General features: G+C 46.4%; 20 protein-coding genes, 1 riboswitch and 1 other annotated feature. Of the genes, 5 read left to right on the forward strand and 15 right to left on the reverse strand.

From position 1 onward, the window contains the following. Position 1: 1 nt before the first annotated feature. From KNQ04_RS01815 to pepV, 4 genes are all read right to left on the reverse strand, one after another. Positions 2 to 868, reverse strand: coding sequence for a hypothetical protein (locus tag KNQ04_RS01815; RefSeq protein WP_214846911.1), 867 nt, complete (start codon positions 866 to 868; stop codon positions 2 to 4). Positions 869 to 877: 9 nt separating this feature from the next. Continuing rightward, positions 878 to 1393, reverse strand: coding sequence for an RNA 2',3'-cyclic phosphodiesterase (gene thpR / locus KNQ04_RS01820; protein ID WP_214846912.1), 516 nt, complete (start codon positions 1391 to 1393; stop codon positions 878 to 880). A 6-nt stretch (positions 1394 to 1399) separates the two neighbouring features. Next, positions 1400 to 2545, reverse strand: a complete 1146-nt coding sequence (locus KNQ04_RS01825) for an MFS transporter (protein ID WP_214846913.1) — start codon at positions 2543 to 2545, stop codon at positions 1400 to 1402. 64 nt (positions 2546 to 2609) lie between these two features. Beyond that, entirely contained in the window at positions 2610 to 4007 is a 1398-nt protein-coding gene (pepV, locus tag KNQ04_RS01830) for a dipeptidase PepV (RefSeq protein WP_214846915.1), read from the reverse strand. Between the two features lie 309 nt (positions 4008 to 4316). On the opposite strand from pepV, the gene KNQ04_RS01835 reads away from it, so the two are divergent. Both KNQ04_RS01835 and KNQ04_RS01840 read left to right on the forward strand, forming a co-directional pair. Next, positions 4317 to 4535 carry a DeoR family transcriptional regulator gene (locus KNQ04_RS01835; RefSeq protein ID WP_214846917.1) on the forward strand — a complete coding sequence of 73 codons (219 nt, stop codon included), beginning with the start codon at positions 4317 to 4319 and terminating at the stop codon, positions 4533 to 4535. 109 nt (positions 4536 to 4644) lie between these two features. Then, on the forward strand, positions 4645 to 5277 hold the full coding sequence (locus KNQ04_RS01840) for an SDR family oxidoreductase (protein WP_214846919.1): 633 nt from the start codon (positions 4645 to 4647) through the stop codon (positions 5275 to 5277). Positions 5278 to 5351: 74 nt separating this feature from the next. Here the strand turns inward: KNQ04_RS01840 and KNQ04_RS01845 are convergent, their stop codons facing one another. Together KNQ04_RS01845 and KNQ04_RS01850 are read right to left on the reverse strand one after the other, a co-directional pair. Beyond that, on the reverse strand, positions 5352 to 6071 hold the full coding sequence (locus KNQ04_RS01845) for a pseudouridine synthase (protein WP_214846920.1): 720 nt from the start codon (positions 6069 to 6071) through the stop codon (positions 5352 to 5354). Further along, positions 6058 to 7722, reverse strand: coding sequence for a putative polysaccharide biosynthesis protein (locus KNQ04_RS01850; RefSeq protein WP_214846921.1), 1665 nt, complete (start codon positions 7720 to 7722; stop codon positions 6058 to 6060). Before KNQ04_RS01850 ends, KNQ04_RS01845 begins: the two co-directional genes overlap by 14 nt. Positions 7723 to 7913: 191 nt before the next feature. Here KNQ04_RS01850 and KNQ04_RS01855 point away from each other — a divergent pair, with 191 nt between their 5' ends. Beyond that, on the forward strand, positions 7914 to 9179 hold the full coding sequence (locus tag KNQ04_RS01855; RefSeq protein ID WP_214846922.1) for a BaiN/RdsA family NAD(P)/FAD-dependent oxidoreductase: 1266 nt from the start codon (positions 7914 to 7916) through the stop codon (positions 9177 to 9179). Positions 9180 to 9241: 62 nt separating this feature from the next. On the opposite strand, the gene KNQ04_RS01860 is transcribed toward KNQ04_RS01855, so the two are convergent. The 5 genes from KNQ04_RS01860 to KNQ04_RS01880 form a co-directional block, all read right to left on the reverse strand. After that, complete coding sequence (locus tag KNQ04_RS01860; protein ID WP_214846923.1) at positions 9242 to 10222, reverse strand: hypothetical protein; 981 nt, start codon at positions 10220 to 10222, stop codon at positions 9242 to 9244. Between the two features lie 131 nt (positions 10223 to 10353). Then, the gene (leuS, locus tag KNQ04_RS01865; protein ID WP_214846924.1) at positions 10354 to 12759 is read right to left on the reverse strand and encodes a leucine--tRNA ligase; all 2406 of its coding nucleotides are present in this window, start codon (positions 12757 to 12759) and stop codon (positions 10354 to 10356) included. 47 nt (positions 12760 to 12806) lie between these two features. Beyond that, positions 12807 to 13029 (reverse strand) — a binding site (T-box leader). A gap of 39 nt (positions 13030 to 13068) precedes the next feature. Further along, positions 13069 to 13713 (reverse strand): HAD family hydrolase, encoded by a 645-nt coding sequence (locus KNQ04_RS01870; RefSeq protein WP_214846925.1) that lies wholly within the window; start codon positions 13711 to 13713, stop codon positions 13069 to 13071. Positions 13714 to 13823: 110 nt separating this feature from the next. Next, a complete protein-coding gene (locus tag KNQ04_RS01875) occupies positions 13824 to 14855 on the reverse strand; it encodes a peptidoglycan bridge formation glycyltransferase FemA/FemB family protein (RefSeq protein WP_214846926.1) in 1032 nt (343 codons plus the stop codon). 175 nt (positions 14856 to 15030) lie between these two features. After that, a complete protein-coding gene (locus KNQ04_RS01880; protein ID WP_214846927.1) occupies positions 15031 to 16206 on the reverse strand; it encodes an MDR family MFS transporter in 1176 nt (391 codons plus the stop codon). Between the two features lie 169 nt (positions 16207 to 16375). On the opposite strand from KNQ04_RS01880, the gene mnmM reads away from it, so the two are divergent. Next, complete coding sequence (gene mnmM, locus KNQ04_RS01885) at positions 16376 to 16966, forward strand: tRNA 5-(aminomethyl)-2-thiouridylate-methyltransferase MnmM (protein ID WP_214846929.1); 591 nt, start codon at positions 16376 to 16378, stop codon at positions 16964 to 16966. A 405-nt stretch (positions 16967 to 17371) separates the two neighbouring features. Here mnmM and KNQ04_RS01890 read toward each other — a convergent pair whose 3' ends face one another. The 3 genes from KNQ04_RS01890 to metK form a co-directional block, all read right to left on the reverse strand. Then, positions 17372 to 18076: an alpha/beta fold hydrolase gene (locus tag KNQ04_RS01890; RefSeq protein ID WP_214846931.1), complete on the reverse strand. Its 705-nt coding sequence runs from the start codon at positions 18074 to 18076 to the stop codon at positions 17372 to 17374. 64 nt (positions 18077 to 18140) lie between these two features. Continuing rightward, the gene (locus tag KNQ04_RS01895; protein WP_214846932.1) at positions 18141 to 18641 is read right to left on the reverse strand and encodes a GNAT family N-acetyltransferase; all 501 of its coding nucleotides are present in this window, start codon (positions 18639 to 18641) and stop codon (positions 18141 to 18143) included. A 141-nt stretch (positions 18642 to 18782) separates the two neighbouring features. Continuing rightward, complete coding sequence (gene metK / locus KNQ04_RS01900; protein ID WP_214846933.1) at positions 18783 to 19991, reverse strand: methionine adenosyltransferase; 1209 nt, start codon at positions 19989 to 19991, stop codon at positions 18783 to 18785. Positions 19992 to 20118: 127 nt separating this feature from the next. Then, positions 20119 to 20245, reverse strand: a riboswitch (SAM riboswitch). Positions 20246 to 20477: 232 nt separating this feature from the next. On the opposite strand from metK, the gene pckA reads away from it, so the two are divergent. Continuing rightward, positions 20478 to 22046 (forward strand): phosphoenolpyruvate carboxykinase (ATP), encoded by a 1569-nt coding sequence (gene pckA / locus KNQ04_RS01905; RefSeq protein ID WP_214846934.1) that lies wholly within the window; start codon positions 20478 to 20480, stop codon positions 22044 to 22046. A 72-nt stretch (positions 22047 to 22118) separates the two neighbouring features. Here pckA and KNQ04_RS01910 read toward each other — a convergent pair whose 3' ends face one another. Further along, a complete protein-coding gene (locus KNQ04_RS01910; protein WP_214846935.1) occupies positions 22119 to 23375 on the reverse strand; it encodes an EAL and HDOD domain-containing protein in 1257 nt (418 codons plus the stop codon). Positions 23376 to 23476 lie beyond the last annotated feature (101 nt).

The raw sequence follows: 23476 nt of genomic DNA on the forward strand, positions 1-23476 counted from the left end.
CTTATGGTTGGATCCGTTCATTTTCTTGGTCATGGACTGCCATCTGAAAAGTGATTGACGACATCTCTTTGAGTAACTTTTCACAGACGCGCATCTGAAAGGCTTTCGTGTATGGTGCTGACGCATTCATTTTTTGTATCCAATGTAGAAAATCGATTTTACTGACATAGGTCGTCGTCGACTCTTTCGGCAGTTTATCGAAATACCCTTTAGCGGCGATGACAACCCTTTCGATCGGGATGTCAAGTTCCCGTCCCAACACGAGACGCAAGACATCCTCCGTCCGCTTTAAGCTGACTAAAGGATTAACAATATTTTTAGCCGGTGCCTTGAATGGCTGTTCGAGCCAGAGACGTTCTCGTTTGATGTGATAAATGCTTTCTTCACCATCTAACCAGTCGAGTAAATAGATGGCAGACGGTCCGACAATAAAGGAACTCAGCTCCACTTCTCCTTGTTGGTAATGAATGACGGCACGATAAAAGAGGCCAAATTGATCGTTCAATAAATGGACCATTTGATAAAAATCGAGGTGTCTCCGGAGCGGTAAGCGCCAGATATCCTCTTCCGTCGCTCCTCCTGCTACATATAGAAGCTTCTGGATTTCGACACGTTTTTTATACCACTTATCAAATGCCGGTTTCGAAATTTGTTTACCCGGTAGTTCTACGACGTCCGGTTGCTTAAAAAATTGCCACCACTTTTTAGGGCGGACGATCGTCTCACCAGGAAACAACTCCCCTTGTTCCCATTGCTTGAGAACAGTGGCATAATCGCGCTGTTGCTGCTCTTTAAACCGCTTCGAGACGTCAAGCGGGTTTTTTTCATATTTACTTTCTAAATCATACAGTTTCATCAATAGAGCCATGATTTCACCTCACTGTTCTTTCTCGCATGTAACTAAGGTATGGACTCGATATCTCGGACGGGCATACGGGTCAATTTCATATAAAATGAATTCGTTCACATCAAGCGGTAGATTCAATGACAGGTCAGGAACAGGTCCCTTATATGTCGCGTCCCATCGTTTCGCAAGCGTTATGTGCGGAACGAATGATTGATGCCGATCTGGTTCGATTTGATCGACAAGTCGCGATAATACGGCTGAATCTTCGACTCCGACAGTGAAGACGCGGGGACGTTCAGCAACACCGAACGTCAGGACACGATCCATCTTTATCGTAAACGGTTGTGTCACGCGAGCAAGTGCTTTGAGCGCCCGTTGCCACGTGATTACCTCTTCTTCAGTTAACGCCCCTAGGAAACGTAACGTTAAATGGTATTCTGTACGGTCATAGACGTTTTTATAACAACGCTCTAATTTCGCACCTTCCGCTAATCGTTCCAACTCGCTGGACCGTACGGGAATCGCGATAAAGTAATGTCGTTCCAAAATCAATCACTCCTTGATTTTCCCACTGATTACATAGAGCACTGCCCCAATCAGGCTGCTACCTGTATATACCCAAAAGACAGCATAGATCGTCCAATGTTGAAGGACAAATCCACTCATTAAGTTAAAAGCTGCCGTCGCGAGACCAGTTGTCGTCGCCATGTATGTACTGACGGCCGTCGCCACAATGGATGCTGGGACAAGCGAACGAACGTAGTCTAATGCAACGGGGATCAACAAACCGACAATCACCCCTTGAAGTGCTGCTAATAACCAAAGCATAAGGATGGGTGGCTCTAATGCTAACACACCTGTCCGGACGGCAGATAAAATCGATACAAGAACGAGCACGGGAATCGCACCAAACCGCATCAACATCCGCGTCGCAATCCGCATGAACGGGATCTCGCATAGAACGGCGACGAAAAATAAGGTTCCGACGAGGGCTGTCGACTCTCCCCGTATCGTGACGTAACTCCCGAAGTAATAGTTATTTGCAAAAATCGGTCCGAAGATTAAACTTCCACCTGCTAAAAATAATAAGAAACGTTTGTTTGAAAACAGACGAGAAATCGGCACACGGTCCATGACCGTAACGCTTACAGGTGATTCTTCAACACCGATCAAGACGATGAAAGCAAGCACGAGAGCGGCACCACTTGCAAAAAATATCGCCCCGAGTGCTCCACCTTCTGTCACCTGCCCGAGTATGAAAACAGCAAGTGCGAAACCAGCCGAACCAAATAGACGTAACGCACCATAATCGACTGATTTCCGTTTCGAAAATTCGATGGCGAGTGTATCGACTAACGGAATATGTGCACACTGGAACAATGCCCAGAGACACGCAATCAGTAGTAACAATAAATAAACGGACGTCACTAAATAACTGACCGTGAATCCTGCTGCTGCGAGGAGCGCAACGAGTAACAGCCGTTTCGGTCGTCCAATCCGGTCGGCAGCAATTCCCCATAACGGTTGGAGTAAAATCGATAAAATCGGACCAATCGAAACAATCGTTCCAATTTCAGTACCAGATAATTGAAAGCTATCATTTGAAAAATAAAGGGTTAAATACGGAATGAGTGCACCTTGCCCAAAGAAGATAAAAAAGTAGAGCGCCTGAAAATGATATTTTTGACGGTTAATCACGCAAGATACTTCCTTTCAAGAATCAATCCCCCGTCATCACTGTGCCGGGGGATTCATGTCCTTATTATTTGGCTAGCTCATAAATCGCTTCCGCATAAATGGCGACCGCTAACAGTAACTCTTCAAAATCAACATATTCATCGACTTGGTGGGCGACTTCCGGACCACCAGGGAAAACAGGACCAAAGGCAACACCCGCTGTTAATGACCGGGCATACGTTCCTCCGCCGATTGCAATCAAGTCTGCTTTTTGATTCGTGTGGCGTTCATAGACCGCACTGAGGATTTGAATCAATTCATGTTCTGGATCAACATGGTGCGGTGGCATATGTGTCCGCGTTTGAAGTTCAAAACCATAAGCGGCGGCTGCTTCTTTAATCAATTGTAACCGCTCCGTGAAGTCGGCACTATGTGGATAACGAATGTTGAGTGAGGCCGTTCCCTGTTCATCTGCATAACGGAAGACTCCACCATTGATCGTCAAGTCCCCTGTCTCGTCAGATGCTGCGACACCAAGTGCGACTCCCCGCGAGTCACGGAACATATGCATGACAAGTTCGACGTAACGACGTCCATTGTAATCCAGATGAAGTGTGCTTAAGAAACGTGCGAGGTACAATGCCGCATTTTTCCCATTATCCGGCTCCATCGCATGAGCTGCTACTCCGAAGACGTCAAAGACAAGACCTTCTGCCGTTTGCTTCACTTTCCCAGTCAGCCCTTGCTCTTCAAGATAGTGATGGAACGCAGATTCAATCGATCCGTATTCTGCTACACGGACCGTCGCCGTCGCATGTCCCGGTACCATGTTCGGACGCTCTCCCCCTTCAAACGTCACGAGATGATACCCCGTATCTGCCGTTTGAGCTGGTTTCCCTTGAGTCAACAACCCATCATACAATCCTTTTTCAGCATTGATGATCGGGAAATCGGCATCGGGCGCAAAACCAATCGTCGGCATCTCTTCATGTTTAAAGTAGTGATTGACACAACGCCATTCACTTTCCTCATCTCCCCCGGCAATCAAACGAATCCGTTTCGATAAAGGTAGTCCCAGTTCTTTGACGATTTTTAAAGCATAGTAGGCAGCAATCGTCGGTCCCTTGTCGTCAATCGCACCACGCGCATATAATTTCCCATCTGCAAGCGTCGGATTAAACGGACCATATGTCCAGTTATCCCCCCCGGCAGGAACGACGTCGAGGTGACAAAGAATCCCGAGCAGCTCTTCCCCTTGACCATATTCGAGGTGACCGGCATAGCCGTCGACATTTTTTGTTTTGAAACCGTCCCGTTCCCCTGTCGCCAACATCCAATCGAGGGCCCGTTTGACTTCTAAACCAAATGGCGCACCCTCTTGCATCGTCGTTTCATCGAGTACACTCGGAATCCGTAATAGTTCTTTTAAGTCCGTGAGTAGTGCTTCGCGTCTCGCCAAAACTTCCTCTTTCCAATTTACCATGTGACACCTCTCCCTTATCCGTTAATACGTTCACCTGTTTAGTATAGCGAATGTTCGGCAATTACGAACATCCAAAATCTTAATTCTTTGATAATACCTTCTAAAGCGAACGTTCGAAGTCGTTAATTCACTATTCATTCGCATTAACATGTTTATTCTATGTGTTTTTTTCAATAACGTTCGGTTAAATTACTTGCATTCTATACTGAAAGAGTTATACTAAAGACGAAACAACTTGATAGATCACCGTCTATTGTCACCCGAAGTTTTAGAACACCTATTCTATCCATTGGGGGAGTGGTTACAACAATGAAAGATTCTACAGACCGTATGTTGACCCGAATTAAGTCGATTTATCTCTTTATCAACGAGAACGGAGCTACTACGACAGCAGAGTTGGTTGAAGAGTTTGGTATCACATCAAGGACCGTCCAACGGGATTTGAATGTGCTCGAATACAACGATCTCATTGTAAGCCCAAGACGCGGTACTTGGACATCAAGTAAAAAGCAACGACAAGCCGGTTGAGCAAGTAGTTTCAACTCTATGTTTCCTTTACGACGCGAATCTTTCGCGTCTTTTTTGTTTTTATTTTTAACAGACGGGTATACCTACTCTAGAGAAGGAGATGATTGAGATGAATATCATTATTATTGGAGCAAACGGAACGACTGGTCGAAAAATGGTTGAATTGATCGCGAAACAAGGACAACACCAGGCAATTGCTGTTGTGCGGGAAGAAAATCAAATTAACGATTTAATCGCACTCGGTGCATCTGAAGTACGCTTAGGTGATTTAACAGAAGATATGTCAGATGTCGTCAAAGACGCTGATGTTACGATCTTCGCAGCGGGTGCCGGTGGCGCATCGGACGAGTTGACACGTGCCGTCGATAAAGATGGCGCCATCAAAGTCATCGATGCATCAAAAGCAAACGGCATCGAGCGCTTTATCATGCTCAGTTCGGTCGGAACGGAGAATCCGAGTGGCGAATTGAAAGTCTACCTCGAATCCAAAGCCGCTGCTGACAAACACTTAAAAGAGAGTGGTCTCGATTACACGATTGTCCGTCCTGGTCCATTGAGTGATGAGGATGCAAGTGGAACTGTCGAGATAAAAGAACACTTCGATTCTTACGAAGACCGTAAAGTCCCACGTGCCGACGTCGCGACACTGCTCGTGACATTAGTCGATCATAAAACACAAACACGTCAATTCGAAGTACTGAGCGGTCCCTTCCCAATCGCGGAAGCACTCCGGAACGTTTAATCTACTTTTCAATTGATAAAAAAACAACGCTCCTGCCATGTGCAGGAGCGTTTTCAATGCGTATCATGACTTGCTTATTCCGGTGTCCAGTCAAACAATGCTAACTCGCCACGTGTCAGTTCACGATACTCACCGGGCTCGAGTGTTGTGTCGAGTGGTAACTCACCAATCGATAGACGTTTTAAATACGTCACTTCTTTCCCTAACGCAAGCATCATCCGTTTGACTTGATGGAACTTACCTTCTGTAATCGTCAACTCCAGCGTCGATGTCTCATCCGTCGCCTCTAAGATTACGAGTTTGCCCGGTTTCGTTTTATACCCGTCCTCTAACGTGACACCTTCTTGTACTTCAATCACGTCTTCTTCCGTCAACGTCCCGATCACTTCCGCGTAATATGTTTTTGCAACATGCTTCTTCGGTGACATCAAGGCGTGGTTAAACGAACCATCGTTCGTCAACAATAACAAACCTTCCGTATCTTTATCGAGCCGTCCGACCGGGAACGGTTTAAAGTACGTCACGTCCTCAAACAATAGCTCAACCACGGTCTGATCGCGTTTGTCTTCAGTCGCACTGATCACACCGGGTGGTTTGTTCATCATCAAATAGATGTACTTTTGGTAGACGACAGGTTCACCGTACATGAGGATATCCTGTGTCTCGACATCGACATGCTGTTTCGGATCAAGGACGATCTCACCATCAACTTGAATCGCACCGGATTTCAAGAGTTGTTTTACTTCTTTACGGGAGCCTGCTCCCATGTTGGATAACAATTTATCTAGCCGCATTGCCCCGTCCTCGTTTCAATGAAAATTTTCTTCCTAATACTGCTTCGGCCAGTCCCGTCCAAATGGCTAAACCGGCAAAAATTACGATACCGATTCCCGCTCCGACAATCAAAATCGCGAGTGACGCGATTGTCGTTTTCGGGAGGAATGCAAGCATCCCCCACTTTACGAGCGCAACCCCGATACCCATCAGCGCGCTGATGATCATGATTAATGACGTTCGACGCAAGACACTGCTAAATGGAAACTCCACTGTTTGTGTGATGCGGAAGAACATTAATCCTGTTGCGACGACATAACCGAGGATTGTTGCATACCCGGCACCGGTTCCGTCTCCCGTCAAATGAATCAACGGCGCGTTCAACAAATACTTCGTCAGTAGTCCGGCAAGTGTCGCAATGATTGTAAAGTATTGCCGGTTGATTCCTTGTAAGACTGCCGCTGTTACGGAATAGAGTGCCAAGAACAATGCACTCGGAGCATAGCTCAAGAGATAGACCCATGCTTCCTGGTCTTTCGGGAAGAGGACATGGAACGTTTCCTCGCTCAATAAAATCATTCCGACGACAGCTGGAATCGTGACGAAAAATGCCAACTGATAGATTTGCGAAATTTGTTTTTTAACCTTCTTCATATCCCCTTGCGTAAACGATGCCGTCAGTAATGGCGTCGCTGATAACGACAACCCTGTTGCGACGGACACAGGGATCAACACGATTTTATGACTATCGGCAATCAAATAGGCCGTAGCATTTCCTGCTGCTTCGAGTGTATAACCAATGCTTTGTAATGCCGCATTCATCGTGTTTTGGTCGATGACTTGGTACAGCGGTGTCGATAATCCGACCATGACGATTGGAATCGCATACGTCAACAGTTCCTTGTAAAGATCCGTTAACGGACGATTTGGTGAACGAACCGTCTGACTCTCGCGTAACTCTTTTAATCCAGGCGCTCGTTTACGGAAGTAATAGACGAGGACGGCGACACTACCGATCGCTCCGATGAATGCACTGAATGTCGCGATCGTCGCTGCCCAAGCCGCATCGGCATCAAACAGATAAATCGCGATACTGACGCCGGCAAGTAAGAACAGGATCCGAACGAGTTGTTCGAGAATCTGTGAAATCGCCGTTGGTCCCATCGATTGATATCCTTGGAAATAACCACGCGTCATGCTCATCGGTGGGATCAGCAGTAATGCAAAGCTGACTCCACGAATCGTCATCGTGACGGCATCGACATACCCAGCCGAATTGACGTCCCCTCCAGGAATCGCGCGATGCGCAAGATAAGGTGCGAGTAAAAAAAGTGCGATGAATGATAACACCCCGGTCAAGGACATGATTTTCAGTCCAGACCGGTACAAGCGTTCACTCGTATCATATTCGCCGAGCGCATTGTATTTAGCGACGAATTTTGAGACGGCGACTGGAATTCCTGCCGTCGCAATCCCAATCATGATCGCATAATAGTTGTAGGCATATGTATAGAACATGATACCTGTCGCTCCGACCATAAATTGAAAAGGAAACAGATAAATCAAACCAAGGGCTCGTGAAATCAGGGATGCTCCCGACAGAAGCATTGTTCCGCGAACGAATCCCGAGTTGCTGGATGAAGTCGATTGCTTTTTATTGACAGTGGCCATGGTAACTTCCCTCACGCTTTCTTTTTATCGTTTGGCAACCTATGCTAGGTCGTCTCATTTAACAAGTTCTATGATGCACAATTGCAAATCATTATACCGCTCCCCTCTCATAAAAGAAAGAGGCGGTTTGTTTACAGACCGAACTTCTGCTAAAGTGGAACAAGCAGAAAACTATTCAATGAGGTGACAGCATGTACGATGTAATCGTAATCGGAGGCGGACCGAGCGGCTTGATGGCGACGCTCGCCTCTTTACAAGCAGGCGCAAAAACACTCCTGCTCGATAAAGGAAATAAATTAGGAAGAAAACTTGCGATTTCCGGTGGTGGGCGTTGTAATGTCACGAACCGTAAACCGCTCGACGAGCTCGTCCAGTCGATCCCGGGAAACGGCCGCTTTTTATACAGCGCCTTTTCACAATTTAGTAACGAGTCCATCATCGACCTGTTCGAAGGATTCGGTGTGGCCTTAAAAGAAGAAGATAACGGGCGGATGTTCCCCGTCTCGGATAAGGCAGCTGACGTCGTCCGTGTCTTGATTGATCAAATCCGGGCGCATGGTGCCGACATCCAAACGAATGCTGAAGTCGCGACGCTCGAATTTCATCCGGACGGTTCATTCGCAGCCGTTCTCATGCAAGACGGAACACGACTAGAAGCGAACAGTTGCGTCGTCGCCGTAGGTGGACAATCCGTTCCCCATACCGGTTCGACCGGGGATGGGTACCCATGGGCGAAAAAAGCCGGTCATACAATCACTGAACTCTTCCCGACCGAAGTCCCGATTTTGCTGAACGATGCGTTCATCCAAGCGAAATCGCTCCAAGGCTTATCGCTCCGCGACGTCGCATTGACGGTTCACGGAAAAAAAGATAAAGCCATTAAAACACATACTGGCGATTTGCTCTTTACGCATTTTGGACTGAGTGGTCCGATTGCGTTACGTTGCAGTCAATATACAATCAAGGAACGTAAACGCTCCGGTGAACGTATCGTTCATTTATCGATTGATTTATTCCCTGACGAATCAATCGGTGCGTTGACGGAACGTTTCCAGGCCGCTCTTGCTGCCAATCCAAAAAAGACCGTCCGAAATGCCTTAAAAGGATTTGTACCGGAACGCTTGCTTGAATTACTCTTCACACAAATCGGTTTTGGTGACGAAGTGTGTACGCAAGTGAAAAAACAAGATTTCACCCAACTGTTGACAACACTGAAACGTTTCCCGCTCCATGCGACCGGAACACTTGATTTTGATAAAGCCTTCGTCACAGGTGGTGGTGTCTCGATCAAAGAAATTCATCCGAAGACGATGATGTCGAAAAAAGCCGACGGACTGTTCTTTGCCGGAGAAATTTTAGACATCCACGGATATACGGGTGGTTATAACATTACAGCTGCATTTGTGACAGGACACTGTGCCGGTACCAATGCTGCTCTAGTCAATCAAACGACATAATCAAAAAAGGTGTTCATCACGTGATTTTTCACGGATGAACACCTTTTTGCTGCTCTTTTTCATCAATCAATCGGCGTAAAGGAACGGCTTGAGAACTTATCTGTTTCGACCAAGGCGAACAATTCATTGTCCTGAACGAAAATTCCTTCTGCACCATACACTTTCGGACTGGCTGATTCACCTGTAATCGTTTTTTCTTTTACATCAATCGAATACAGATAAAGTGCATTTGAATCTAATGTATAGATTCTTCCTTGTCGTTCTGCGAGACCAATCGGACTAAAGTTGTCAGTGAATGCTTTTTTCGCATCCGTCCGCATCCCATCCGCTGCATCCACTCGACTTCGTTTAACAATCGTCAAACGCGGTTGCTTTTGTTTTTTCTTCAATTTTCGTTTCTGTTTTTCGGTCGCATCCGGGTCAATCTTGACTTCATCTTGCTTCATTTTAAAGTACGTCAGTTCGACACGCTCGAGCGAACGGATATGGTTGATCGTATAAAATTCTTTTTTCTCCGCATCATAACCAAGTCCACGGAAATTGTCACGAATCGTCGCCCCCTCGAGCTTCTCACGCGTTTCTTCCGACCAGACGCCATCTTTTCGTTTAATCGTGACCAGAATCTGATTGGATGTCAGTAACGCCACTGTCTCACCGTCAACGAGAGTCATTCCGTCGAGCCCCGCGAGTAACAGCTTGTCATCTCCCTTCAACTGGAAGGAGGCATTGATTCGTTCACCCGTCCCACTGACCTCAAAGAAGTGATAGTCTTCCGTCACGACGAGATAGGAGCCAATCGAATCATCGTACAACATTTGTTGGACATCTTGAATCAACGGTTCTTCCGGATTCGGAATCGACGACGGCATTTTTGGTGGTACTTGTTTGACAGCAGCCTGGTGCTTCGACTGCGTTTCGATTTTCATGAAGGTCTCTTGAATTTGCGCTAACGTCTCTGGTTTAGAGAAGACGAGTAGAATACAGAGGATCAAGCCGGAGACGACGGCAAAAATCGTTGTATAGACTATATAGGATCGTTTCATTTACACAAATCGCCTTTCTCTCTCGGTTTCTGATTTAGTGTATCAGAAGGAAGACTAAAAAAAAAGCAGGCTTGCGACTGAAATCAACACAACCCCCTCACTCCAATCAAACTAGGAGAAGGGGGTTGTCGTTAGTTCGCCACGATATTGATGAGTTTTTTCGGTACGACGATGACTTTACGAACTGTCTTGTCGCCAATCCACTCTTTTGTTTTTTCATCGGCAAAAGCGAGTGCTTCGATTTCTTCTTTTGTTGCGTCAATACTAATCGTCAATTTCGAACGGACTTTTCCGTTCACTTGAATGACGAACTCCATCGTATCACTGACGAGTTTTGTTTCGTCATACGTCGGCCATGCCGCGTACGTTAATGTATCTTCAAACCCAAGTTGCTCCCATAACTCTTCCCCGAGGTGAGGCGCGACAGGTGTCAACAACTGAATGAATCCGCGAAGGAAGTAACGTGGTAAGACTTGCTGTTTGTTCGCTTCGTTGACGAAGACCATCAACTGGGAAATCCCTGTATTGAATTGAATGTTCGAGAAGTCTTCCGTGACTTTCTTGACGGTCTGGTGATAGACACGTTCGAAGTCAGCGTCAACCGTCTCAATATCTTGAATGTCTGCTGTCCGTTCGAATAAGCGCCAGACGCGGTCAAGGAAACGACGTGCACCGTCGAGCCCGTTTTCTGACCAGGATATGGACGCATCGAGCGGCCCCATGAACATTTCGTACAGGCGAAGCGTATCTGCACCGTGTGACTTGACGATTTCATCCGGATTAATGACGTTCCCGCGTGATTTCGACATTTTCTCATTGTTCTCTCCAAGAATCATCCCTTGGTTATACAGCTTTTGGAATGGCTCTTTTGTCGGAACAACCCCGATATCGTATAACACTTTGTGCCAAAAACGTGCGTACAGTAAGTGAAGGACCGCATGTTCCGCCCCACCGATATAAATATCGACCGGAAGCCAGTATTTTAATTTCTCCGGATCAGCGATTGCCTCTTCATTATGCGGATCAATGAAACGAAGGTAGTACCAGCAGCTACCGCCCCATTGTGGCATCGTGTTCGTTTCGCGGCGTCCTTTCATCCCTGTCACAGGATCCGTATAGTCGAGCCACTCTTCTGCAAGTGCAAGCGGTGACTCCCCTGTTCCAGACGGTTTGATTTCAGGAATCATCGGAAGTTCAAGGGGTAACTCTTGTTTATCAAGCGTCTTCATCGTTCCATCTTCCATATGGACGACCGGAATCGGCTCGCCCCAATAGCGTTGACGGCTAAAGAGCCAGTCACGGAGACGATACGTGATCTTCTTCCGTCCGACCTGGTTCGTTTCGAGTTCAGCAATGATGGTTTCGATGGATTCAGCCTTCGAGAGGCCATCGAGCATTTGTGAATTGACGTGCTCGCCTTCGCCTGTATACGCCGCTTCCTCGACGTTTCCGCCTTTTACGACTTCAATAATTGGAAGGTCGAATTGTTTCGCAAATTCATGGTCCCGTTCGTCATGCGCCGGAACGGCCATGATGGCCCCTGTCCCGTATGTCGCAAGAACATAATCGGCAATCCAGATCGGTAGACGTTCCCCAGAAATCGGGTTGACAGCGAACGCACCCGTGAAGACACCTGTTTTTTCTTTCGCAAGATCCGTTCGTTCAAGATCCGATTTCGTCTGAACAGATGCGATGTAACCTTCGACCGCTGCCTGATGTTCTGCCGTCATGATATCCGCGACAAATGGATGCTCCGGTGCTAAGACGAGGTACGTCGCGCCGAAGACTGTATCCGGACGTGTCGTAAAGACCGTGACTTGTTTTTTGTGTCCGTCAATCGTAAAGTCGATTTCCGCACCTTCCGATTTACCAATCCAGTTCCGTTGCATTTCTTTCACTGACTCTGGCCAATCGAGTTCATCTAAATCGTCGAGGAGACGGTCCGCATATTCCGTAATCTTGAGGACCCATTGACGCATCGGGACACGGACGACAGGGTGATTTCCACGTTCAGACAATCCATCGATGACTTCTTCATTCGCGAGGACCGTTCCAAGTGCCGGGCACCAGTTAACCGCGACTTCGTCTACGAACGCAAGTCCTTTTTCGTACAGTTGTGTGAAGATCCACTGCGTCCATTTATAGTATTTCGGATCCGTCGTATTGATTTCACGGTCCCAATCGTATGAAAAACCTAAGTCTTTCAACTGACGTTTAAACGTTTCGATATTTTGCGCCGTGAACTCACGCGGGTCATTCCCCGTGTCGAGTGCATACTGTTCTGCCGGGAGTCCGAACGCATCCCAACCCATTGGGTGAAGAACGTTATACCCTTGCATCCGTTTCATGCGGGCGAGGATATCCGTTGCCGTGTATCCTTCCGGGTGTCCGACATGCAGTCCTGCTCCCGATGGATATGGAAACATATCGAGGGCATAAAAGCCTTCCTTACTTGGGTCTTCCGTCGTTACGAACGCGTTATCCTGTTCCCAGCGCGCTTGCCATTTTGGTTCAATCTCACGATGATTATACGACATCTCTTCTTCCTCCTCTGATTAAAAAAAACCGGTCTTCCGCCCCTAAGAATAGGGACGAAAGACCGGTTTGGCTTCCGCGGTACCACCCACGTTGTCTGTCAATGACAGACCGCTTGACTCACGGATAACGGTGTGAAGGACCGGATTCGCTACTCGTTGTTCACGAATCATGCTCCCTGACGAGTTCATGGACAGTTCCGACTGGTTTGCACCACCCACCAGTTCTCTAAACGGAATGTCTCCATTACTACTTCAGTTCGTTGCATCTGACTATCTATTAGTTAGTTTAATCTGAATCTTAATCAACCGTCAACGTTTCCGTAAAATTTCCCCAATCGCAGCATGTGTTGACGCCTGATGATCGGCATAACGTAATGTTTGCGCCGGCATGCGGTCGTCGAGTAACGCGATGACTTCCATCCCTGCTTTTTTTGCCCCCATCATACCATTCGCCGCGTCCTCGATGACGATACATGACGCTGGCGCGAGACCCATCCGTTTTGCTGTCAGCTCGAAGATGGCGGGGTCCGGTTTAGAGCGCGGGACTTCAAAGCCACTCGTGTAGGTGTCGACCACCAATCCATAAAACGAGATGACCCGTTCAATTTTTTCGAGTGAGCTCGATGAGGCAATCGCAATCCGGTATCCGTCCTTCCTCGCACCATACATTAACTCTTGAACCCCGTCTTTCAATCCACATGCTTCTGGTTTGGCATGTTGTTGAAATAAGTCATGCTCCTGTGCGAGTAACGCATCCGTTTGATGGGGTAAACGATGTTGTTCAATTAATTCCGCCCACATCTCATCTCCCGTCTTGCCCATGAACGTTGCATATTGTACGGGATCGAGCGGAATCCCGAGTTGTCGAAACATATCCTTATGTACACCAAAGTAGCGGATTTCACTATCTAAAATGACGCCATCCATATCGAAAATCAAGCCCGTTTTTTGCACTCGCCTCACTCCTTTCTTTAACTTTAACAAAAAAAACGACAGACCGTGGGCTGTCATTTCAGACTGTAGACAAATTTTTATTGCCCAATACTTACTTTGTCCATGTTGTATTATTTCGAGATCAGCGCCGGGTGAGACCGGTAACCGGGAAAATAATGTTCACGCTCTCCGTCACCATAGCGTTGGCACAATTGTTCATAGACTTCAGGCAGCAAGATATTTTTCCCTTGATGGTATTCGAACATCCGGTACCCAGTATAGCGACACTTACTTTCGAATAAACTATCCCGTTCTTTGTAGCCGCCACCCAAATGCTGTTCGACCATTCCTGCCGCCTTCGATTGTAAAATTGCCTCAAACTCGAGTCGCTGATTCGGATATAGTTTATGTTCATCCCGCTCACACCCCATCAAATGACCATGAGCATACTGCTGACCGAGCAATACGAAGTATCCACCAATTACTTCCCCTTCGAACTCAGCCATTAGTAACAATGGTGTACATAGAACATTCGGTTCGAATAACTGTTCAAAGTAGTCTCGCGAAAAATAATAATGACTGGACGCATCTTTTCGATCCATCGTTTGGTAATACAATTGAATGAATGACTGCAAATCTTCATGTGTACCTGGTCTGACGACTAGATGAGAAGCAAGTGATTTCCGAATCATGCTCCGTGTCTTTTTATGAAATGTCTGCATGATTTCCTCTACGGACGGTCGCAAATCAATACTAGTCGTATGTCGGATGAATTCTTTTTTTGTCCAATACGCACCAAAACGGTCGTTTTTCGTCAAGGGGTTATAGCGAATCAACTCGGAAACGATCTGTTCCCGCTCAGCCCATTCCTGAAAACAATCCCTTGCCTCTCCCCACTCTTCGATGGTCAAGTCACCAACCACTTCCGGTCCACCGTATCCGTACGGCGTGATTAAATCAAAATACTTCGTCTCAAAGATGGGACGCTTTAAAAAGGGATAAAATAATGCACCTGCCGCTCCTTTAAAGTACATCAATCGAGCGCGTTCTTCCGGTCTTGCATTTAATTTAACGTATTCATAACTGTAGAAAATATCGAGTGGTTGATTGCGAATAAGAGTTGTCCAAGTTGTCTGATCTTCGATGAAAACGCACTTTCCCATCCTTCTCACACTCCCGATTCAAAAAGCACAACAAAAAAATATAAACTTCTTTAATTTGGTTAATTATTTAATTATTCCCTCTTTTTATTGATACCCGCTTTAATTCAGCTTTACTCTAATCTTTTGAAAATACAAAAAAACACTCTATCCCGAAAAGACGGAGCGTTCTTTTGTATCAATTAATTTTAGGAATGGCACGGACAAAGACAATACCGGCAAGTAAAATCAATCCGATCAACGTCAAGAAGACCGCATTCATCCCGGATAAATCGTAAATTAAACCACCGACCGTCGGACTAATCATCCGCCCGGCAGATGCCGCGATGTTGACGTACCCTTGGAATTCGCCTTCTTTCCCAATCGGAGCAAGGCGCGCTGCCATCGCAGGAACGGCCGGCCAGATGAACATCTCACCAATCGTCAAGATGACCATCGCAACAAGAAACATCTCAAAGCCTTCAGCAAACGGTACGATTGCGTACGACACTAAGAATATGCCGGTCCCCGTCAACAACTGCCGTTTCAAATCATCACCGAACCAGCGTAAGATCGGCGCTAACAACGGTTGTGCAAATACGATTAACGCCCCGTTGATTGTCCATAAAATCGAGTACTCGGAAATCGTCACACCCAGCGATTTCGTGTGAACGGCAAACGTCCCTTGCCACTGGACATAGACGAACCAAAGTAACGCATACCCGATTGATACATAAAGCATCGTCCGAACGGATTCTTTCGAAAGCGGCTCCCGGACATCTTCTGTCGTAAATTCTTTTTGCTGTTTCTTCTCCGGTGCTTGAATCCAGTTCAAACCAACAAATAAGACGATTGCGAAAAGGACATATAAAATCAAGTTCGCGATAAAAATGAATTGAATGTCGATTGCTGCAATTTGACCACTGACGGCAGTACCGAGCGCAACACCGACGTTTTGTGCGACATAAATCGCATTAAAAGCACGGCGTCCACCTTTCGGCCAGATGACACCCGTCAAGGCATAGACTGTCGGAAAAACCATTCCTCCGACGAAACCTATCAAGCCGAGCATCGTCACGTACCCAACAAATGTCTGATGAAATAACAATAATCCAACCGATGCGACGACTAGCCCAATCACGCTGATGACGAGTGTACGTTTTCCACCCAGTCGATCGAATGCTTTTCCACCGATATAGTTTCCGACGATTGCTAATGCCGAATTGACGAATAAGGCAATTCCAGCCTTAGTCATCGATTCACCTAAATATTCATGAATATATAATGTATTAAACGGCCATAAAAAAGAGGCTCCTGTCGTATTGATCGTCATCGCCAACACGAGAATCCAGACCGCACGGGGTAATTTCGGCATGATAAACGTCCTCCAATATATTTCTCACCTTTGCCACCTTACGAAATTGTCCCCTGCTCTGTCAAGAAACTTCATTTTGAACGAATTATCGGAATAATGATATAATCAGTGCGACAAAAACGTTAGAAAATTATGTAAGAAATCTATTTATTGAACAGGAGTCTGAGCCATGTCACTTGCCCGTGTACTACCTTATGCAAAAGAGTTATTAGAAGCTGTCCTTCACGAAGGAGATTGTGTCGTCGATATGACTGCAGGAAATGGTCATGACACACTGTTTCTCGCTGAACAAGTGGGGCCGGATGGACGTGTCATTGCTTTTGATGTCCAGCTACAGGCGATCGAAGAGACGAAGCGGCGGGTCGAAGCCGCCCATGTCGCCGATTGGGTCGATCTCTACCACGAAAGTCATATCCACGTCGGTGCCCGCCTCGTGAACGAGACACGTCCGGTTCGAGCGGGCGTCTTTAATCTCGGTTATTTGCCCGGGAGCGATAAATCCGTCACGACGACCGGAGAAGATACATTAGAAGCGTTAGGGGCATTACTCCCGGTACTCGTACCCGGTGGCTTGATCGTCCTCGTCATCTATCATGGTCATGTCGAGGGCAAACGCGAACGTGATGCCGTCCTTGATTATGTTGAAAGTCTGTCCCAACAAGACTATGCCGTCTTACAGTATCGTTTTCTGAATCAACAAAACAATCCCCCCTTCATCGTCGCCATCGAAAAAAAATTAAAAAAGCAAACACTCGATTAATCAAAAAAAAAGACGCTGTCCGCACGACAGCGTCTTTAGCGTGTAGACAAACTCTTATGGAGCGTGAACATGCGATATCGAGAAGCAATCCGTTCGCGCTTCCCTGTCTCGCCTCGTCTTCAAAGCGAAAAGCGATTCGAGACGGATTGCGCTCTAAACCGTCTGCATGACCGGCTTTCCGTCACGGTATTGCCTAAAAAGCGTCGCGTTTCATTGACTCCTACGGGGAAAAGTGCGTTTTTAACGCACTTTCAGAGGCAGGCAAGACCCTGCTCATTGTCCGTGAGGATCAAGGAGCAACGGCTTGCGCCTCGCCCGAGGAAAGCAACGAAAAAAGACGCTTGATTTCCCGATAGCACTTTGTCTACGGTCTGAGACGCTGTCAGCACGACAGCGTCTTTTTTGTTATTCCTCGATCATCTTCAAAAACAATAATAATTTTTCTGCGAACCGTGTATTGAGACGTTCAAAGCTGAAATGTGGGAAGCCGTGAAGGCGTTGGAGGTAAATTTGATCTCCCCCCATCTTCCGACAGATTTCTAGCGTAAACTTGACGTCTGCGAATTGATCGTCCGGTGCATAAAAACACGCAAGGTTGACGCGGGGTAATTTTTTTCGTTCTTCATCGTGTAAGACAATTTCTTCTTCAATCTCCCGGTACTGCGCATACGTCAATTCACCAAGCCGTGCCGTATCTTCACTATTTTGACCAAACGGTAGTGTACCGAGTGGCGCATCAGGACGGAAGCGGTCAAAGGCACTCGCAAAAACTTGTTTGACCCCACCAAGTTGTTTCGAGTTATGCCAATCGAACAGTGGAGAGATATAAGTCAAACTCGCAATTGGTAGTTCATATTCTTGAAGTAACCGGTTAACGACGAGCGCCCCCATGCTGCAGGCGATGATATGGATTGGGAGCTTTCGTTTACCGGCCTCCCGTAAAGCATCTTTTAGTAACTGCTGATGTTCTTCGAGTGATATCCGACGCGGAGAATCTACACGTAACACCTCATAGTCTTGTTCGAGTACGCGAATCAATGCGTCGCTCGGCTTCGCCCGTAACTGGAGCGGATAAACGAGTACGATGACTCCTGTTGCTTGATTTTCCACAAACTCACCTCTTCACCAATGATTCCTCTATCTTACCGTGAAACGCACGACGTAAAACACCATCTTAAGTCGGATTTTCATCATAACGACGCTTTAAGCGTGTGACGGGCTCGACTTGCCCAAAAATTTCTTCCGTCGTTTCACTCACTTCTTTAAATCCGAACGAAACGAGAAACTGACGTGCTTTATAGTTTCGGGATTCAACATAGACTTCAATCGGGGAGGCGCCTTGCCGCTCAAGCTCGCGGATCAACTTTCGTCCGATCCCATTTTGCTGATACTTTGGCAACACATACAAGCGAACGATTTCCCATGTGCCATCGACATCGATGGCATGGATGAATCCTACGATTTCTTCATCAATGATCGCTACATTAAAGTACTCTCCGCGTGCTTCTTCCGCTGTCCGAATCGCCCGTGCGACTTCTTCTTGCGGATACGCTTCTTTCACGAAATGCGTTTTAGAATTTGCAGAATAGATTTCTTCATACGTATCCATCCAAGAGGTGATAGCAATATCATGAATGCGTGCTGCATCGGTCGGAACTGCTTCGCGTATCTCCATGTCGGACTCCCCCTTTTTCCATTTACCGGTTCATGTTCTTTTACCCTTTTCTAGAAAAATCATTCGTTTCCCTGCAAAGTTCGGGACAAACAAAAAAAGTTCAGAAACAAACTCGGGATGAGTCTGTTTCTGAACGGAGTCTTATGCGAATCGTTTCGCTTGTTCTTCAAGAATAGCTGCTTTATCTGTTTGTTCCCATGGCAATTCGATGTCTGTACGACCGAAATGACCATATGCTGCAGTCTGACGATAAATCGGACGGCGGAGATCAAGCATATTGATGATCCCTGCTGGACGAAGATCGAAGTTTTCAGCAACAAGTTCGACGAGTTGTGCTTCAGGAAGCTTACCTGTTCCAAATGTATCAACTGCGATCGAAACAGGATGTGCGACACCAATCGCGTATGCAAGTTGAACTTCTGCTTTATCCGCAAGACCCGCTGCTACGAGGTTTTTCGCGACATAACGCGCTGCGTATGCTGCAGAACGGTCAACTTTGGTTGGATCTTTACCAGAGAATGCACCGCCTCCATGACGTGCATATCCACCATACGTATCGACGATGATTTTACGTCCTGTGAGTCCTGCATCCCCTTGTGGTCCACCGATAACGAAGCGTCCAGTTGGGTTAATGAAGAACTTTGTTTCCGCATCGATGTACTCTGATGGGATGACAGGTGCGATGACATGTTCTTTTAAATCCGCTTGGATTTGCTCGAGTGTCACTTCTTCTGCATGTTGCGTCGAGATGACGATTGTATCGACACGAACCGGTTCGTTGTTCTCGTTGTATTCAACCGTCACTTGCGTTTTACCATCTGGACGAAGGTAATCGAGTTGACCGTTTTTACGGACCTCAGCGAGACGACGGGCAAGTTTGTGTGAAAGCGAGATTGGAAGTGGCATGAGTTCAGGTGTTTCTTTCGTAGCGTATCCGAACATAAGACCCTGGTCTCCTGCACCGATCGCATCGATTTCTTCATCTGACATGTTACCTTCGCGTGCTTCAAGCGCTTGGTCAACACCGAGAGCGATGTCTGCTGATTGCTCATCGATTGAAGTCAATACAGCACACGTGTCTGCATCGAAACCGTATTTAGCGCGTGTATAGCCAATCTCACGAATTGTTTCGCGGACGACTTTCGGAATATCGACATATGTCGATGTCGTGATTTCACCTGCTACGAGGACGAGTCCTGTCGTGACAGATGTTTCAGCAGCTACGCGTGCATTTGGATCAGCTGCGAGAATCGCATCTAAGATTGAATCCGAGATTTGGTCACAGATTTTATCCGGGTGACCTTCAGTTACTGACTCCGACGTAAATAGTCGGCGATTAAGGTTTGTCATGTTTGACCCTCCCAAAAAAGAATTTGACGGTGTACTCATTTCCCCTAGTTGAGTGGGACGGTAAAATGAAAAAAACCTTTCCATGTCCAAAAATGGTCAGGGAAAGGTTGTGCGTTCTTCCTTTACCCTCTTATCGTTCGAAGTGTTTACTTCGCTTCAGGAGAGCACCTTTTCCTTCATTAATAGCATTCTTAATGTAGGACGGTTGCCGGGTTTCTTCGGGCCTTGTTCCCTCCACCTGCTCAGAATAAGAGTATCCGTTACGAATTACATGATATAAAGTTGTGCCGACTCTGTCAAGCAACGTTTTAATTTCTAGTCGAAACTTTTCCGAAGAGATGTTAAACTGTTAATGCTGAAAGCGTTTCCAGAAAAATAGAAATCAGCGCTAAAAAATGATTGCTCTTCTTTTAGTATGTCATATATAATAAATGTGTCATACTAAATGCCAGAGCTAAACCAACGTAGGGGAAAGGTGGGGTCAGGATGCCGATGACGGTCCTGAATATCGAAGAACTAATCAAGAAGGAGCATGTGTTCAAACAACTATCTGTTGCTGAGCTAGTCGAACATGCGATTCGGAACGAAGAAGGAGTCCTTGCCGAAAACGGCGCTCTGTCTGTAGAAACGGGGAAATTTACAGGTCGTTCACCAAAAGACAAGTTCATTGTTCGCGATCAGTCATGCGAATCACACATCGATTGGGGACATGTCAATCAGCCGATGGAAGCAGACAAATTCGAGCAATTGTTACAAAAAGTTCTTCGCTACATGAATGAGGCAGATCAGCTCTACTACACAGAAGCTGCCGCTGGTGCAGATACTCATTTCACCCTTCCAGTTCGTGTCGTGACTCAATATGCTTGGCATAACTTATTCGCAAAACAATTATTTTTACGTGAGTTTCCGACTGAAGCTGCTTTTGAGCCCTTCACGGTCATTTACGCACCCGATTTCAAGGCCGACCCTGAAGTCGACGGGACGAATTCAGAAACGTTCATCGCCATGTCATTCGAACATCGTATCGTTTTAATCGGTGGAACGGAGTATGCGGGCGAAATCAAAAAATCCATCTTCTCTGTCATGAACTACCTCTTACCACAAGAGAACGTCTTATCGATGCACTGCTCGGCTAACGTCGGTCATGAGGGGGACGTCGCCTTATTCTTCGGACTATCAGGGACTGGTAAGACCACACTGTCCGCTGACGAAAGTCGTCAGTTGATCGGTGACGACGAACACGGCTGGTCTCATGATGGTGTCTTCAACATCGAAGGCGGTTGCTACGCGAAAACAGTCAACCTGTCGCGTGAAAAAGAGCCGCAAATCTTTGATGCGATCCGGTTCGGTACAGTCCTTGAAAACGTCGTCCTCGACGAGAAGCGCAGTCCGGACTATGACGATACATCTCTGACAGAAAATACACGGGCTGCTTATCCGATTACAGCAATCGATAACATTGCCGTACCGTCACGTGCCGGACATCCGAAAACGATTGTCTTCTTGACGGCTGATGCATACGGCGTCCTTCCGCCAATCAGTAAGTTGACGAAGGAGCAAGCGATGTACCACTTCTTATCCGGCTATACATCAAAACTTGCTGGAACAGAGCGTGGTGTCACTGAACCGGAAGCGACCTTCTCGACATGTTTCGGTTCACCGTTCTTACCATTGATGCCTGAAAAATATGCGACGATGCTTGGTGAACTCATCGACCGGCATGGTGTCACGGTCTACCTCGTCAATACAGGTTGGACAGGTGGTGCATATGGGACTGGAAGTCGGATGAAGCTTTCCTATACACGGACGATGGTCAATGCTGCCGTCAACGGTACACTCGCTGACATCCCGACGGAAGAACACCCGATTTTCGGACTCCACATGCCGATAGAAGTACCCGGTGTTCCAAGCGACTTACTCAATCCGGTAAAAGTCTGGTCAGATGCAGACGCATACGCAGAACAAGCACAAGCTTTAGCAAATAAATTCACACAAAACTTTACGCGATTCGACAGTGCGACCGATGCAATTAAATCTGCCGGTCCAAAAATCTAAACCAACATACAAAAGAGGCGTCAGACACGTTATCATACGGTGTCTGACGCCTCTTTTTTGTTTGACATGGAATCAGCTGATGGAATCTACTTCATCCGGATGAAGATGACGCTCTTTATTGATCAGCCATTCCTGACTTTCCTTCAATAACGCATAGGCACGCTGGTTCGAGATACCAAATCGGTTACTCAGGTTCTCAAACTGTTCAAATTCTCCTCGGTCAGCACTGATCGCAAGCAACAGGCAGTCACGAAACGGGTGGTCATTTCCTTGTAAAACCGTTTTTAAAGTCGTCTCAATCGGCAACTGATCGATGATTTCATCGATGTTGACAGATAATAAGGCATCGATATGCGACAACAAGCCAATCATGTAGGCACTCTCAGGACGTAGCGTATTGGTTTCGAGTGCAAAGAGCTCACATAACTTGGCACAATGTAGGGAGGAACGCAATAACTCGTCTGACCACTTGTAAGGACTCGCAAGTCGCATTTCTCGCAACACGATCAGAGAAATCCAACTCTTCAATTGAGAGAACCCGAGTAAAGAGATGGCTTGTCGAACCGAGCCGACCGTATTTCGTAATCCAATCCCAGGTGAATTGATGAGTTGAAGTACTTGGACGCTAATGTAGGGATTTCCTTCAATTTCGTCGATGACTTCATCGTAATGTTCATCCGAATCGAGCCATTTCAGCATTTTTAATAAAACGGGAAGCTGGGGTGGAATCGCTTTGCCTTTCATCAACATCGGTTTCGCATAAAAGTACCCTTGAAACCAATCGTATCCCATATCGAGACTCCGAAGATGATCTTCATGCGTTTCGACACGCTCTGCCAATAATTGAATATGCGGATAGTTTCTTTTTACGATATGTAAAATCGCACTTTGTTCTCTCGGATTGATCGCCTCGATATCAATTTTAATTAAATCAATTAAATCAAATAACTCCGGACCATGATTCCGTAATAAATCTGCAACGAAATCATCTAACGCTAATTGAAATCCTGCTTTTTTCCAGTTCTTTAATACAGCTAATATATGCGCATCGATTTCGACGGTCTCAAGGATCTCGATGACGAACCTTTCAGGATCCAAGTGATCAATCAGCTCACCTTGTAATAAATCGCCTGTGAAATTAATGAATAGTCGTTTTCCTTCTGATACATGGTCGACCCCTAAGTGAACCAATGTATTCGTCAAAACATCCATCGTCGCCAGTTCGCCATCAAAAATAGCAGGCATCTCGACGGAACGATATAATAATTCAAACGCATCAATGGCACCCAATCGATTCACAATTGGTTGCCGTGCCAACAAGATTTCCATCCCGTTCTCCCCTTCTGTCTTTATCCCTAATCATTCCATTTATATCTTCTAGTATATCAAATATCAATTTTGGATTAAAAAGCGCTTTTTTAAAATGTATC

The sequence above is a fragment of the Exiguobacterium sp. s193 genome, assembly GCF_018618755.1.
In the GTDB taxonomy this organism is placed as follows: domain Bacteria; phylum Bacillota; class Bacilli; order Exiguobacteriales; family Exiguobacteriaceae; genus Exiguobacterium_A.